The organism is Candidatus Margulisiibacteriota bacterium, from assembly GCA_028715625.1.
Taxonomy (GTDB): domain Bacteria; phylum Margulisbacteria; class Riflemargulisbacteria; order GWF2-35-9; family GWF2-35-9; genus JAQURL01.
The window spans coordinates 1-16,227 of sequence record JAQURL010000015.1 but is presented as its reverse complement, the minus strand read 5'-3'; the positions used below and the strand labels follow the sequence as shown (position 1 = coordinate 16,227).

Annotated in this window: 14 protein-coding genes; all 14 read left to right on the top strand. The window is 38.0% G+C overall.

Annotation, left to right across the window (positions count from 1 at the left end; all coding sequences use genetic code 11):
- The first annotated feature begins 5 nt into the window (after nt 1-5).
- Complete coding sequence (locus tag PHV30_03685; GenBank protein MDD5456114.1) at nt 6-1,244, top strand: ankyrin repeat domain-containing protein; 1,239 nt, start codon at nt 6-8, stop codon at nt 1,242-1,244.
- 8 nt (nt 1,245-1,252) lie between these two features.
- Entirely contained in the window at nt 1,253-2,134 is an 882-nt protein-coding gene (locus PHV30_03680) for an ankyrin repeat domain-containing protein (protein MDD5456113.1), read from the top strand.
- Nucleotides 2,131-2,997 (top strand): ankyrin repeat domain-containing protein, encoded by an 867-nt coding sequence (locus PHV30_03675; GenBank protein ID MDD5456112.1) that lies wholly within the window; start codon nt 2,131-2,133, stop codon nt 2,995-2,997. The genes PHV30_03680 and PHV30_03675 overlap by 4 nt, the downstream gene beginning before the upstream one ends.
- A gap of 72 nt (nt 2,998-3,069) precedes the next feature.
- Nucleotides 3,070-4,461: an ankyrin repeat domain-containing protein gene (locus PHV30_03670; protein ID MDD5456111.1), complete on the top strand. Its 1,392-nt coding sequence runs from the start codon at nt 3,070-3,072 to the stop codon at nt 4,459-4,461.
- A 70-nt stretch (nt 4,462-4,531) separates the two neighbouring features.
- Nucleotides 4,532-5,530 (top strand): ankyrin repeat domain-containing protein, encoded by a 999-nt coding sequence (locus tag PHV30_03665; GenBank protein MDD5456110.1) that lies wholly within the window; start codon nt 4,532-4,534, stop codon nt 5,528-5,530.
- A gap of 46 nt (nt 5,531-5,576) precedes the next feature.
- Complete coding sequence (locus PHV30_03660) at nt 5,577-6,497, top strand: ankyrin repeat domain-containing protein (GenBank protein MDD5456109.1); 921 nt, start codon at nt 5,577-5,579, stop codon at nt 6,495-6,497.
- Between the two features lies 1 nt (nt 6,498).
- Nucleotides 6,499-8,046, top strand: a complete 1,548-nt coding sequence (locus PHV30_03655) for an ankyrin repeat domain-containing protein (GenBank protein ID MDD5456108.1) — start codon at nt 6,499-6,501, stop codon at nt 8,044-8,046.
- An 11-nt stretch (nt 8,047-8,057) separates the two neighbouring features.
- Nucleotides 8,058-9,830, top strand: coding sequence for an ankyrin repeat domain-containing protein (locus tag PHV30_03650; protein MDD5456107.1), 1,773 nt, complete (start codon nt 8,058-8,060; stop codon nt 9,828-9,830).
- 176 nt (nt 9,831-10,006) lie between these two features.
- Nucleotides 10,007-11,263, top strand: a complete 1,257-nt coding sequence (locus PHV30_03645; GenBank protein ID MDD5456106.1) for an ankyrin repeat domain-containing protein — start codon at nt 10,007-10,009, stop codon at nt 11,261-11,263.
- A gap of 16 nt (nt 11,264-11,279) precedes the next feature.
- Complete coding sequence (locus PHV30_03640) at nt 11,280-12,464, top strand: ankyrin repeat domain-containing protein (protein MDD5456105.1); 1,185 nt, start codon at nt 11,280-11,282, stop codon at nt 12,462-12,464.
- Between the two features lie 17 nt (nt 12,465-12,481).
- Nucleotides 12,482-13,705 carry an ankyrin repeat domain-containing protein gene (locus PHV30_03635; GenBank protein MDD5456104.1) on the top strand — a complete coding sequence of 408 codons (1,224 nt, stop codon included), beginning with the start codon at nt 12,482-12,484 and terminating at the stop codon, nt 13,703-13,705.
- Nucleotides 13,689-14,675, top strand: coding sequence for an ankyrin repeat domain-containing protein (locus tag PHV30_03630; protein ID MDD5456103.1), 987 nt, complete (start codon nt 13,689-13,691; stop codon nt 14,673-14,675). Before PHV30_03635 ends, PHV30_03630 begins: the two co-directional genes overlap by 17 nt.
- A gap of 11 nt (nt 14,676-14,686) precedes the next feature.
- Entirely contained in the window at nt 14,687-15,853 is a 1,167-nt protein-coding gene (locus tag PHV30_03625; GenBank protein MDD5456102.1) for an ankyrin repeat domain-containing protein, read from the top strand.
- A gap of 105 nt (nt 15,854-15,958) precedes the next feature.
- A partial coding sequence (locus PHV30_03620) for a hypothetical protein (protein ID MDD5456101.1) occupies nt 15,959-16,227 on the top strand: 269 nt, incomplete at its 3' end.

Here is a 16,227-nt window from a genome sequence, read left to right as displayed (position 1 = left end):
GAATAATGTTTAATAAATTAATAGCAATTGGCGTTAATGATGATTTGCAAAAGTTTTTGGATGAAGAATGCAATTTAAGCCAAATTACAGGTGGTAATTTATCTGATCAGGACCTGAGAAACTTTATAGGAATAGCTTTGTTGCTGAAAAGATCAGGGGTAAATCTTGATGAACTGGTGTTAAAAATAGAAAGTTTCAATCAAAACAGGACCATTAAACCTGAGCTTAGAAAGCAATTACTCTTACTGCAGGAGAAAAAGAATATTTTTACCGGCGAGAACGCCCAAACTTTATTACAGGATTTGCTGGATGTTAAAAAAGAAGGGAAAGATTTGTGCTTGCTTTTGAACGAATTCACAGATATTGATTTTTTTTCACTGCTTAATGAGGAGGCTGAATTGGAGGATACAGATTCTCTGCAGCGAGCTAAAAAATCTGTCGCAGTTTGTTTGCAGCAGTTGAATAATGAAAACCAGAAAAATGTTTTGAGCAGATTAGCCAGGGATTTCGGAATTCTGGGTTTTCAGAACATATGTGTAGTTGAGAAATCCTATGAATTGGGAAAAGAATTGCTGAAGGCTATATTTAATAAACAATATGATGAAGCAGCAGATTTAATATTAAGAGGAGCTGATCCGGATTATAAAAATCCAGGTATCAGCGGTTTTAACAGTTTAATGCTGGCTGCCTGGAATGGACAGAACAAACTGGTTGCTTTGTTGATTGCAAATGGGGCAGATGTAAACGAGAAGGGATATACAGATGAAGGATGGACAGCCATGCATGCCGCTGCATTTCACGATCAGCCATTAGTTATAAGAGAGCTGATAAAAGGCGGAGCAGATGTTAATGATCGTACTAAAAGTTTGAAAACACCGTTAATAAAAGCTGCTGAAAAAGGTTTTTTGGAAACTGTAAAAGAACTTGTAACATTAAACGCGGACCTGGATGCTAAAGATGAAAAAGGCCAAACAGCTTTGATGAAAGCCTGTGAAGGAGGTCATATGGAAATAGTGGATTATTTGCTGGGAAAAGACGCATTTCTTGAAGCTGAAGATAATGAAGGGAACACCCCGTTTAATATGGCCGTAATAAAAGGACATAAGGAAATAGTAAAAAAATTGATAAGCAGGGTGTCAGACATAAATTACCAGAATTATGCAGGAGAAACTGCATTACAGCTCGCACGCAAACACAGGAGCGGTGAAATAATCGAGATAATAAAAAGAGCCGGAGGCAGATAGCAAATTTGATGAGTAAATATAAAATTATCGCGAATAAAAATGAAGTCGTAATACCTGAATTGTTAAGTGAGAAGTTGGAACTTTTAAGGAATGGCAAAAACATATTTGTTCTGGAAGACGCTGAGCAAACATATGATTTGTTGTTAGATTTGAAAGCAGTAAACGTATCGATTAATGAATTGCTGGCCGTTAATGAAAAATTAATTTTTTTACTGGATATGACCGAACCTGTTGTAAGAGAAGAACAACCTGAAACTCAAATCAGGAAATCGATTTATATATGCCTGAAGAACTTGCGTCAGGATAACAAAACTCAGATTTTGGGACATCTGGCGCGTGATATGGGAAAATTGGGGTTTCGAAGTCCGGCCGAGGAGCCATTACCGGCAGCTTATTTAACTAAAGAATTAATGAACGCTATCGTTAATGAAGATTATTCAGAAGTCTATTATATATTGAGTAAACATCCTGATTTGAATTATCGATTAGCTGAATATGATGAGAATACGCCTTTAATATATGCGATCCTTAAAGAGAACTCAGAATTGGTCAGGGACATGATCGCGATGGGTGCTGAGGTGAATCTGCCCAACATCGCTAAAGCCACACCGCTCATGGCTGCCGCTAAATGTGGTAATCCTGGAATTGTTAATTTACTGCTGGAATCCGGAGCAATTTCTGCGATAAATAGTCAGGATGAGAGCGGGATGACAGCTTTAATGTACGCTGCTGAGAAGGGACAAATCAGAATAATAAAGATTTTAAAAAATTGCGGTGCAAATGTAACCATGACAAACAATGCAGGGTTTGATGCTCAAAGTTTTGCTTTTTTTTCTGGGAAATTTATAGCCAGCTGGCTATTAAGATCAAATAAAAAAAATGAAATATGAATAAAATTATCGCAATATTAAATCAAGATTTTTTAACAAGTTTCCTGGAAATAAAAATCCGGCTTTTAAAGGAAAACCGTAATATATTTTCCATGTCCGACGCGGACCGGCTGCTGGACGGGCTGGTTGCTTTGCGCAAGTCCGGAGTGAATCTGAGAATATTAATTTCAAAATGCAATGGACTTGAATTTTTAAAATCGGACAGCAAACCGCAAATAGATAAAACCTGTGAAGAAAGCCTGCGCAGGTCAGGAGCGATGGTCTCCGTATGGACATGTCTGGAAAAACTTGACGATACAAACAAAGATAGCGTGCTGAAAAAGTTAACCCGTGATTTTCCTTTGCTGGGCTTTCAGAACAATAAATATTCGACCAAAAGTCCCGGTTATCTGGGAAGGAAATTAATAAAAGCTGTAAAAAAAGATAATTCGGCTGAAGTAGAAAATCTGCTTAAACAGGGCGCTGACCCCAATGCGGTTGATACTGATAAAAATGGAACAAGCGTTTTAATATACGCGGACAAACTGGAAATACTAAGTTTATTGCTGGAGTCTGAAGTTAATATTAATAAAAAGAACCTTAGAGGGCAAACTGCTTTAATGTGGTTCGTTATCGCTGGAAAATCGGAAATGGTCCGGGAATTGCTTCAGGCCGGAGTGGATGTTGACTCCAAGGATGATTGGGGGAAAACAGCCTTAATGTATGCTCTCTATGACTTTGCTTCTAATTCCAAAATAAATAGAAGGGAAATAATAAAAGACCTTTTACAAGCAGGTGCGGATTACCGTATTCCTACATTACTCATGACACTTGTCCGTTTTGAGTACCTTATATTCTGGTACATGCTCACAAAAAGTAAATAATAATTACCTGCAATAATTCTGATTTCCCTACGATATTTAGTAGGAGAAATTGTTGTATTGATAAGGTGAAAAATGTATAAAGTAATTTCTATAAATACCGTGAGTTTGTTGACATTTCTACGAAATAAACTGCGGGATATGCAGACCACCCGCAAGAATATTTTTACGTTGTTTATCGCCAAAGAACTGGTCAGAAAAATGATAGAGCTGAAAGAAGCGGGTGTAAATTTATGTCAGGAATTTGCTGAACTTCCTGAATGCGATGTTTTAAAAAATGATTTCAAACCGGAACTCGACCCTGCGAAGGAAAGCACAATAGCCCTTAATTCTATATATCATTGTTTGAAAAATTTAAACGATAGTAATCAGGAAAAAGTTTTGGTATCTTTGGCTGAGGCTTTCAGAAAACTTGGTTATAAAAATATTAAAAGAAGCAAGCTGCTTTTTGAGACATTGAAATCGTTGATGGATGACGAGGAGAAATTCAAGCTAATGCTGAAGATGATCGATAATTCGGATATTAACCAGCAGGATGAATCAGGCAGAACACTACTTATGTGGGCGGCAATGAGTTCCAATGTTATGGCTACTGAAGAACTGCTGAAGCGTAAAGCCGACCCAAATATTCTGGGCAATGAAAATAATGGGGCCTTGATGTACTCGATGTGGGACCTCAGAATATCAAGAAAGCCGGAAACTCAGATAAAAGTGACGGAACTTCTGGTAAAAGCCGGAGCTGATATTAATCAAGCAAATGAGAATGGGGAAACACCTTTAAATTACAGTATAGTAGGAAGGAGAGGTTACTTTTTTAAAGCCCTGGTAAAAAATTATCCGGGAAACTTTGATTCAAATACCAAAGGGGCAATGACTCCTCTTATGCAATTTATAGCGCATGGTTATCATAATGGTGACAAGGATATGACTAAATTATTTATTGATAAAACAATAAATATCAATACCCGTGAATCAAATAAAGGACAAACAGTATTATACATGGCTGTAAACAAATCCGATAAGGAGCTGTTAACCATGCTTTTAGCCAGGGAAGACCTGGACCCGAATATTCGGAATAATGATGGTTGCACACCTTTGTATGAGGCTGTAAGTCAAAAAGATGAAGGTATGGTAGACCTTTTAATAGCTGACCGCAGATGTGATCTGAATATAAGTAATAACTCAGGTGTTACACCGTTGATGCTGGCTGCCGGCACACTTGACGGCAAGGGCATTTTATTAAAGCTGATAATCGCCGGCGCTGATCCTGACGCAAAGGACAACAAGGGAGAAACAGCCCTGATGTATGCTGTTCGCCATGGAGATGATGATATGAGGCAGATTCTGATAATCGCCGGTGCCGACGCGCAGCTGAAAAACAAAAAAGGGCAAACAGCGAGAGATGTAGCAAAGGAACTTCAGTATCCCGCAATTGAAGAGTTTTTAGCGTCAATAATAGAAGAATAGACTTATATTTCCAAGATTTTTGCTGAGATTTTTAACCCCGCCTTTCGATATATTGTCGCAGGGATAACATATGAATAAGATCATTGCGTTTACAAGTATTGAGCAGTTGGAAGAGTTCTTCAAGGAAAAACTGTTTCCGATTGAAGGGTATGTGAATATATTTGAAGGCAAAAACGGCACGCTGATAGTCGATAATCTGCTTAAATATAAACAAATGGGCAGGGACATAATTGAACTGCTTGCCAGATATGAAAATCTTTATTTTCTGAAAAAATCAAAACCACAACCTCTGAGTGACGCACATTCCAGAGCCTTGACAGCTGTCTATTCCTGTTTCCATAATTTGCGTCCGGACAATAAAGAAGCTGTATTGCAGGTTTTGATTAAAAGTTTTTCCGCGTTAGGATTTAATATGAAATTAAAAGGGTCAAAAGCTGAACCTGATTTTTTAAAAGACAAATTATTGGATGCCTTAAGAATAACAAACAAAACGCTGCTTAAGGATTTGATCGAACAAGGAGCAGATATAAATGCCAGAGATAATAATAATATATCAATATTAATGAACGCAATTATCAGATGTGATGAACAGTTGTTCCTTTATTCAATTGCTTTTCGTAATCAGGACATTTCTGCACTAAGAGGGATGGGTCATGTTACAAGTCTTGAAGAACAATGGCAGAATTTGAATAGAAGTTTAAACGAAGCAGAAGAAATGGTTAAGATGATAATTGAAGCCGGAGCAAACATAGAAGATTCGGACCAGAATGGGGACACAATTTTAATGAACGCGATTAAGCTGGGTTATACGGATACTGTAAAAATGCTGCTGGAGCGGGGTGTAAATTTTGAAGCGCAAAATAATGAAGGGAAAACAGCACTTATGACCGCAGTTATACACAAGAAACCTGACATTGTAAAATTGCTGCTGGATGCCGGCGCCAATACTGAAGTGCTGGATAATGAAGGATGCCCGGCTATGGTATATGCCCTGGCAGAACCTATTCCTATTACGCAAAATGAGCTGGTGCAGTTAATAAATAATGCCAGGACAGCGAGAAATCGTTAACGAAACGAAGTCTTGATAGAAGACTGGAAATGATAATTTGATTTATATGAACAAGATTATATCAACGAACAATCTGAATATAGAAAAATTTCTTAGACAACAGCTGGTGTTGCTGGATGAGGGTTTCAATATTTTTGCGGGTGATAATGGCACAGCCTTTATAGACAGACTGATAAAATATAGCGGTTCTGTTAGGGATAGAATAGAACTGCTCTCGCAATATAAAACACTGAATTTTTTAACAAAACATAAACCGGAACCAGGTGAAAACACGCGTTCCAAAGCCATAACCGCAATATATTCATGTTTACATAATTTGAGAGAAGATAATCAAAATATTATTTTGTTGGTTTTGGCCAGGAATTTTGGAATGCTGGGATTTATTGATCCTGAAACTGCGGAAGAAAAATTATTGAAGACCAAACCATATGATGATAAACATTTGTTCAAAAATGAACTTTTGTGTTCTATAAGAATGGGAAATTTTCAAAACGTACAGCAATATATTACTCTTCGAGCTGATGTGCAAGTAAAGGATGAAAATAATTTGTCAGCTTTGATGAAAGCCGTTTATGGCGGTAATGAGATTGCTTTTAAATATTTCGTGGGATACACAAATAAAGATTTGTCTATATTAAGAGGGCTTGCTCATATAACAAGTATTGAGGAGCAATGGCGCGAAGGGCTGGAGAACAGCATGGGTGAATTTAAAAAAATGATTGCGGCTCTGATACAGGCAGGGGCGGATATTAATGATGCAGACATGAATGGCGATACTGTATTAATGAATATAATCAAGCTGGGTCATAAAGACTTATTGAGCATGCTGCTGGAACGCGACGTAAATATTGAGGCGCGGAATAATCAAGGCAAAACAGCGTTAATGATTGCTGTTCATTACAAAAGAACAGATATGGTAGAACTGTTGCTTAATGCCGGAGCCGACACCGAAGTGCCAGAGGTTTAATATGAAGAAAAAAATAATAGCGGCTATGGATATTGAAAAGAAAGAAATTCAGCAAAAAACGGATTTTTTACGTCAAAAATTAGAGTATATGAAGCTTAAAGGTAAAAATATTTTTACAGATTGCGACGCGGAACAATTACTGGACACGATGTGTGAACTGAACGAAAAAGGGATCAATTTATTGAAGGAGTTTGCTGTTCTTGAAGGATTAAATGACCTGACTTCAAAAAGGGCCCCACAGGTAAACGCTGATGATGAAAAGTCAAAAGCAATAAAATCAGTTTATTCATGTTTAAGTAATCTCAACCCTCAAAACAAACCGGAGATTTTTAAGAAACTGGCCAACAGCTTCAGAATACTGGGTTTTAAAGACATAAAACGACGGGTTTTTTTAATGCAACTGTTGAAAGACGCAATGAATGATATTGAAACGTTTAAACTATTACTGGACATGGCCGGCAGTGAAGATATTGATATGCAGGATGAAGAAGGCAAAACTTTGCTTATTTGCGCGGCAGGAGCCAGAAAAGAGGAAATAGTCAGATTGCTTCTTGATAGAAAAGCTAGTATTGATATACAAGAAAGTCAGGGCTATACAGCTTTGATGCATCTTATCGGTTTATTAGACCCAATACCATATGCCAGAGACGCTGAATATGTACGCTCTATAAAGACAATAGCGGAATTATTAATCAGGGCCGGGGCTGATATAAATTTAGCCAATAATCAGGGTATTTCTACCGCGCATATTTTAATAGAGAAAAATCAAAAGGACCTCACTATGCATGTATTGCAGATAGAAAATGTTTCCTTAACCTGTAAAGATACGAGCGGCAAAATACCGCTGATGATGGTTTTGAGTGACTCGAATTATCGATATAAAAATGATAGTGAGCTAATAAAACTTGTTTTACAAAAAACTGTTAATATTAATGAAATTGAAACCGGTTTCGGTTTTCGTACAACAGCTCTGATGATGGCTGTATTGCATAGTGATACTGAAGTGGTTAAGGAATTTTTAAAAAGACAAGACCTGGACGTAAACTTCAAAAACAAATATGGGGAAACAGCATTAATAATCGCTATAAACAGATCAGCTGAAAAAAAAGCATTAATCCTGATAAACGATCCCAGGATTGACCTTAACTGCGAAACCAACGAAGGTTTAACTCCTTTTTTTGTCTCAATAAAAGCAGGCAAAGAGGAAGTTTTGAATGCCTTGTTCAATGATCCTCGTTGTGACAAGTACTCCCAAAGTCAAAGCGGGACCACAGCGTTGATGTTCACGGCATCTGTAAACAGCGATCTGGCAGTACGTACTTTGATCAGGCTGATCAAGGCCGGAGCGGATATTGACGCGGTAGATAAATATGGCTATACCGCACTTTTTTATGCGTTAGATAACCAGACTAATCTTAAGGCTTTTAAAGTTTTGCTGGTGGCCGGAGCTGACATAGAAATTAAAAATAAAAATGGCAGAACTATCAGAGATATTGTGCGAGATAAAGGGAACAGGGAACTGATAGAAGCGCTTGGAAAGATAAGCTGAAAGGTTTGCATATGGCCAACAAACTTATATCTTTAGTGTCACAAATTCAAAAGCTGAAGGAATTTTTACAATTAAAAATAATTCAGTTGAAAAGTAACAAGAATATTTTTACAGGAAAAGAAGCCAAAACCCTCATCAGTAATCTTTTACTCATGAAAGAAAGCGGATTTGATTATATTCCGGAATTCGCAGCGTTACCGGACTTTGATTATTTATCGGATGTGGCAAGGCCGCTTGCGCATGCTCATGATGTATTATCGCAGGCGACAACCTCACTCTACTATTGTTTAAGGGGTTTGAATAAAAATAATAAAGGTCAGGTACATGAAAAACTGGCCAAAGCTTTGAAAATACTAGGTTATAAAAGGATGGGGCATGAGCCAAAAGAGCCCGGATACCATTCTGAGTGGCTGGCAAGGGCAATACGAGAAGGCGACTTCCAGATCGTTCAAAATTTGATTAATCAGGGAGCCGATATTGATAAGCCCAATAAAAACGGCCGCACACCATTAATGACGGCTGTGCTAAAAAATAATCATAAGATTGTTAATTTGTTGTTGGAAAAACAGGCGGATATGGATGCGCTGGATAATAATGGCAAGTCAGCGCTGACCCACGCAGTTATTAATAGTCGCAAGAAATTTGTCTCTGTTCTTATTGAGCAGGGTGCGGATGCTGATTTGCCGAACAAAGAAGGTCTGACATCTTTGATGTATGCAATTATTGCCAACAACCAGAATTTTGTACAAATTTTGATTGATGCCGGCGTGAATATTAATGCGCAGGACAAAGAGGGATTGAGTCCTGTGATGCAGGCAATTACCAATAAAAGGTGGAATATGCTGGATATGTTAATAAATGTCGGAGCGGATATAGATTTGGCAGACGGATATGGAAACACACCGCTTCTTTACGCAATTAGAGAAAATATGACGGATTTATTTGATAAGTTAATAAATTTGAGAGCGGATATAAACAAAAAACATAATAGCGGAATCGCTCCTATAATTTATGCTATCAGAGATGGAAAAACATATTTTGTGCAGAAGCTTCTTGAAAAGAAAGTAGATTTAAATGTAAAAGATATTTTCGGACTTTCTCCTCTGGCTTTGGCTCTAAAAAAGGGTGATTCGGTTGTTATTGGTATGTTGCTGGGCGCAGGTAAAAAAATTTCGGATATCGTGAATGAGGAGGATAATGAAGGTGAAAGTACATTATTTTTTGCTGTCAGGAATGGTCTTAATCTTATCGCTGATCAATTGCTTAATTCAGGTGCAGATGTTAATCATAAAAATAGTAATGGATTAACTCCGCTGGCTACTGCCATTGTAGAAGGTAAAGCCGATATTATCGGTATTTTGATCAAGGCTGGAGCGGATACTAATATAAAAATTTCTGACGTATATTTACTAAATTATGTTATGAAAATCTCATCTTTCAAGTCCTCATTATTACCTGCTCTTCTGGCACATGATATTGATGTAAATATTCAGGACGAAACTGGGATGACAAGTCTTATGTCGGCATGCAGAAGTGACGACAGGGATGTAGTTATACGATTACTGGCCAAAGGGGCGCAAATTGAGATGCAGGATAAGGATGGCAATACAGCCTTGTTTCATGCGATCAGGGCCAGAAAACCCAAAATGGTACGTTTTTTACTTAAAGCCGGAGCAAATCAGAATATAGTTAACAAGCAAAGAAAAACCCCTTTTGATACCGCCAGCGGACCGGATTGTGCTCACATCAGAAAAATCTTAAAAGAGTTTATGATAAATACTTAAAAACAGCTAACAATCACTGCAATTATTTATTACTGTTTTCGATATATAAGAGGAAAGAAATATACAATGTCATCCCGACCGAAGTGTAGGGATCTTAAATTATTTACAACATATAATCTTAAGATTTCTCGACTTAGCTCAAGATGACAAAACATCAACAATACGGGAGCCATTTTGTGGCAAGAAAAGTAATTGCAGAAAATTATCCGAATAATAAGCAGGTATTTTTAAAAATATTTGGTCATTACTTAAACCCCCTAGAAGACAATATAAATATTTTTAAGAGCAAAATGGCTGAGAGTATCATAGATGCTGTTCTGGAGTTCAAATCCACGGGCGGTAATATAATAGAGCTTTTTGCCTCGTACAAACCTTTAGGTTTTCTGAATGACAATAATATAATCGCTTCCGATCAGCGGGACGCAGAAGCTATAGCCAGAAAATCAATGCTTTCCTGTTTGAAGGGTTTAAATACCGACAATAAACATCATGTGTTGAGGAAACTAACCAGGGACATGGAAATTTTGCATTTCAGCACTGTGGAAGAACAGTTATCCTATTGTAAAGAATGGATTGAGGCCGCTTCAAACGGAGACCTGGAAACGGTAAAAAGTTTTATTCACAAGCGTATACCTATAGAGATGAAAGATGACAATGGCAGGACTGCCCTGCCAACTGCTGTGTTTAATGGCCACAAAGAGATTGTGGAATTGCTTATCAAAAATGGCGCTGATGTAAATACTATAGACAATACAGGGACAACTCCGCTGATGTGGGCTGCCTTTCGGGGTTATACAGAAATCGTTGATCTGTTATTGGAAAAAAACGCTGACGTTAAAGCCAGGTCAATCTGGGGCACAACCGCGTTAATGCAGGTAGCCAACGGGAATAATGACCTCAATCTTTTAAAAAAATTAATTGATTTCGGTGCAGAAGTAAACATGCAAAATAATAAAGGTGAAACAGCTCTTTTTTGCGCAGTTAAATGTGCAAAAAGAGAAATGATTGCCGAATTGGCGAGGTGTGGGGCAAAGGTCAATGCTAAGACCAAGTCTGGCTTTTCCCCCATGCTCAGAGCTTCATTGGCAGGAATGCCTGCGGTAGTCCGACTATTAATAAGACTGAAAGCCAATCTCAATGACAGAGATGTAAACCTGTTCACTCCTTTAATGTTTGCCGCCAGGGAGGGTTATACAGAAATAGCGATTGATTTGCTGGAGGCTGGAGCTGATGTGAATCTGGTTAATAAGGAGGGTGATACAGCCTTGATATTGGCTGTGAGAAAAGGTCTGAAAAGTACTGTCAAGGAACTGTTGGCTAGAAAAGCGCAGGTTGATGTGGTAAATACACTCGGCAAAAGTCCGCTGCAAATTGCCGAAGCAAACGGGCTGGATGAAATCGCGGAAATGATTAAGGCAGAATTAACCAAATAACAGGGATTAAAAAAATATGATAAGAACAATTAAACGAAAAATAACCGCTTTACAGACAGAAACATGTCCATTGGTATTTTTAAAGGAAAAATTGGCCTTTTTGGAACAAAATTTAAATATATTTATGGAAAAATATGGGATGCAAATAGTCAATGGATTGATGGAGCAGAAGGAAAAAGGCGCGGATATCAGGAATTTGTTCCCTGATATCAAGTCATTACATTTTTTATATGGCGATAAACCTGATGTACAAGACCATGACCCTGTTCAATTAGCACAGAGATCAATATATACGTGTCTGGAAGGTCTGAACGAAATAAATAAAGCCGACATTTTGCGCCGTTTGCAAAGGGATTTCCAGATAATGGGCTTTCATACAGTTTTTCCTGATGAGTTATTGAACAAACTCTACAAATCAATAATGTGTGGTGACATTGATGAATTAAAGAGACTTCTGGATATGGGGATCAGTGTTAATACAAAAATACCTGAAAGTATTTCTCAAAGATCACACAATGTCCTGACCCTGGCTGTGGAATATGGGGATCTTTTTATAATAGAGGAGATTTTACACCGGGGGCCTGATCTGAATATAAAAGATAAAAAAGGTGATACTGCTTTTCTGAAAGCAGCACGCTGGGGCCAATACAGCTGCGCAAAAAAAATAATGGCGGCAGGAGTAGACCTGGATGAAGAAAATAATGAGGGTCAATCCGCGTTAATTCTTGCAGTGCTGGGGCTCCATTTGCAGATGGTTAGGGACCTCATAGAGGCTGGCGCGGATGTTAATCACAGTGACGTCAAAGGGGATACGGTTTTGCATCATTTGATAAGGAAAGGTTTTCCCAGCACAATTATTGATATGCTGAAATCACGCGGAGCCAAACTGGATGAATATAACTATGAAATGTTATCTCCTTTAATGCTGGCCTCGACAATACCCGATCGCGAGGAGCAAATGGAATTTCTTATTGCTGCGGGAGCGAACATTAATAAAACTGACAACATGGGTCGACCTGCCGTTTACCTGGCAATTGAAAAGAATAACATGGAAGCTTTGCAGCTTTTGCTGGATAAAGGTGCTAATGTAAATTTCTGTATTTCGACAGGGGTTACTCCTTTGGATTTGGCTTATTTCATGAACAACCAACAGGCAGTCAGAATGTTGGAGGCTGCTGGAGTTGTTTATATTGTTCCTTAGATAAGGAGAAAAATATAATGTCAGGATTTATGAGGAAAATTATAGCCGAGAAACAAACTGTTATTACACCGGTTTCATTGAAAAGTAAATTATATCAATTAGATAAAGGTATAAACATTTTTTGCGCTGAAGATTCAATGGATTTTTTGCTTAATTTGCTGGATATAGTAAATAAAGGAGAAAATATCCTGCCAATTTTGTCCAGCGTGGAAAAACTGAAATTTTTGTCTGACACAGACAGGTTGGATGCGTTAAATGAATCCCCGGTTTCCAAAGCACAAAAATCTATTTTTACCTGTTTGACTAATTTAAGGGAAGATAATTTGCAGGTAATCAGGCAAACACTGTCCAGAAATCTGGAAATATTAGAGTTTGAAAAACTGGATGAAAGATATGGAGAACCGGGATATCTGAGTGAAGACCTGAAAAATGCTGTAGAATCCGGAGATTTAATTACTCTGAAGGAACTTATAAAAAAAGGTGCTGATGTAAATGAAATATATGAAAAGTTCGATACCGCGCTGATTTACGCTGCAAAGAAATGTAATATGGAAATTATCCGGGAATTGATAAACGCCGGCGCGGATGTGAATTATTCCGATAACGATTCGATTACGCCCTTACAACATGCTATTTGTGAGGGAGATATAGAGGTTGTGAAGGAACTCATAAAATCAGGAGCAGATATTAATTACAGGACTCGTCAGGGAAATTCGGCTTTAATGATCGCGATAAAAGCTGAACGAATTGAAATTGCCAATCTGCTGCTTGATAAAGGCGCTGATATCATCCGCAGCAATAATAAAAAGGAAACATGCTTACTGCTGGCTGCTAAAAGCAAGAATAAGGCTTTGGTTGAAAGGATCATAAATATTTTAAAAGAAAATATTAAGTCCAGGGGTATTTTGAATAATTACTACGGCAATACTAGATTGTTGGAGGCTGCGGCTTTGGAAACATTCGGCGGCAGCAGCAGAGGGGACGAGATAAATTTGCTAAATTATATTAACTGGCGAGATGCAAGCGGGTTTACACCGTTAATGGAAGCCGCGAGAAATGGGGCTTTAAAGATAGTACATCTTTTGGTTGAGGCCGGAGCTAATGTAAGTCTGAAAAAGAAATATGAATTTTGTGACAAACGAAAAGCTTTTCATTTCGCGCAAAACGCTGAATATTTTAAGATCGCGGATTATTTGAAAGCGAGGGAGCAGGCAAGGGGAGTTTATGTCTGGAAAATATAAAATTGTTGCTACGATAAATGAATCAAAGCTGTTAGAATTTTTGCCAAAACAAATACATTTGTTAAGAGAAAACCGGAATATTTTTACAGGACCGCATGCAATTAGAGTCCTAGAATGTTTGTTATATTTAAAAAACAGGGGAGGAAACGTCAGAGAGATTTTCAGCAGATTAACCGATAAAACTGTGCTTATGAATATAGATCATCTGACAAAAGACAATGAAACAGGAATAGCCTGGACCTCAATTTATCATTGTCTGGGAAATTTGAATAATAATAATAAATTTCTGATACTCAGAAAATTGTCGAGAGATTTTGATATTTTAGGATATAAGAAGATGACAAATGCCAAGATAGCTGCTTGCGATACGGATTTTCTTTTTATGGCAATTGAGGCAGAAGATGAAAAATTTTTTAAAGAATTGCTGGAAAAAAATCCTGACCTGGAAATAAAAAATGAAGAAGGTTTGACACCCCTGATGCAGGCAGCCTGGCAATGTAATTATCCGATGCTGGAATGTTTGATCAAGTTGTGTCCTCTGGTAAATATGCAGGATCAGTTCGGTTATAGTCCTTTAATGCTAGCCTTAGACGGAATGTCAAAAAAAACTGAGAATCAGGAAAAGATAGTTGATCTTTTGATAAACGCCGGAGCTAATCTGGAGCTAAAAAACATGGATGATTGTACTGCCTTGATGATCGCTGTTATCAAGGGATACAAGCGGATAGTAAAACATTTAATTGATAAAGGCGCCAAACTTAATCAGGTAGACAATATCGGTTATGATATTTTGGGCCTTGCTATCTTGCACAAACACCCGGAAATTATAAAGATTATTCTGGGATCGGGCAGGTATACAGCGTCCCCGGATGAAGAATTTTGGGAATTTCTGGAATTATCCAAGCATAGTCTGGATAAGAGTACATATAGATTATTACAGGAGTATTTTCAGGACATATATCGGTTATAAGGAGAATTGAAATGATCGCCAGAAAGATAATTGCCTGTGATAAAGAAATAGTAATACCGCTAGAAACAGCTGTGCTACTGTCTCCACTTCATGATAAAAAAAATGTATTTTCAGCGAAAAGAGCAATGGCACTTGTAAAGCGTTTGCTGGTTTTAAAAGATGATGGTGTTGACCTGGTTAGTTTACTTGCCAGATACCCTGCATTGGAATTTTTAAAGGATCAGGAAATATTAACTGACAATAGTGAAGAAAGCTTAGCCAGAAAATCTTTAGTCTCCTGTTTGAAAAACCTCAGACAGGAAAATTATGAGATTATTTTGCCGAAACTGGCCAGAGACATGCAAAAACTGGGCTTTAAAATGTTTAGAAAGCCCAGGGAAGAAAATAAATGGGTAGATACTCTGCACATGGCCCAGAGGCAGAGCAAGGACGAATGGGTAATGGAAATGGTCTGCGCAGGGGCAGATACTGAGGCCCTAAATGACGATGAATATACCTTGCTCATGACCTATGTAAATGAGGGAGACCTGGACATGGTGAAAAAATTACTCGAAGTAGGGGTAGATCTAAATACGCCTGGTAAAAAAGGGCAAACAGCGCTGTTTAGAGCTTTTTACGAAAATAAATGGGAAATTTTCAAAGAACTCATTAATGAGGGCGCGGACCTGGAAGCAAAAGATACTGAGAGCCACACTGTTTTATGGCTGGCGGTTCAGGACCTTAATATTAGATATACAAAGGAACTTCTGGCGTCGGGAGCGGCAATCAACATTGTAAACAAGAGTGGTACAAAATTGATAAATATGGCCGTCCAGCATTGTTATACTGATAACGGCCTGGCTATATTTATTGAATTGTTGAACCGGGGCGCTGATAAGAATTCTCAGTGCCGGAACAGGTTCAGTCTGCTTCATTACCTGATAATAAGTGATAATTTCCGGGGTGTGAAAGAGCTCATTAGCCGGGGGTGCGACCTGAACACCAGGGATGTTAACGGTGAAACCTCTGCGCTTAAAGCGTCTTACCTGCAACGCATGGATATCATGAAAGAATTGATTAAAGCCGGCGCTGATTTGCGTCAACCGGATAATGAGGGCAATACGCCACATTCATATGCTGTCACTCAAGAAAATAAAGCTATGGTGAATTTACTTCAGTCAGCCGGTATCAGAAAATAAATTTATAGGTTCCTGATCAAGTCGGGTATGACCGCTATTGTTAAATTCACTGAAATCCCGCTGGTATTTTTTCGATATATAAATGGTTAACTAAAAAGGATCAATATGCTTTTTACAAAAATTATTGCCAGCCGCAGCATTATCAGTCTCATGAAGGCTTTCAGTAAACATTTGTCAGTAATGGAAACCGGGGAAAATATTTTTAGCGGCCCTAACGCGAATGAAACAATGAGTCTTTTGCTGAATTTGAAAGTACAGGGTATTTCTTTAAGAGAATTACTCTGGGATATCCCGGGACTGGAATATTTGAAATCAGCGAACAGACCGGATGATAAAAATGTCGACATGTTAAATGCCAAAATTTCTATTATAAA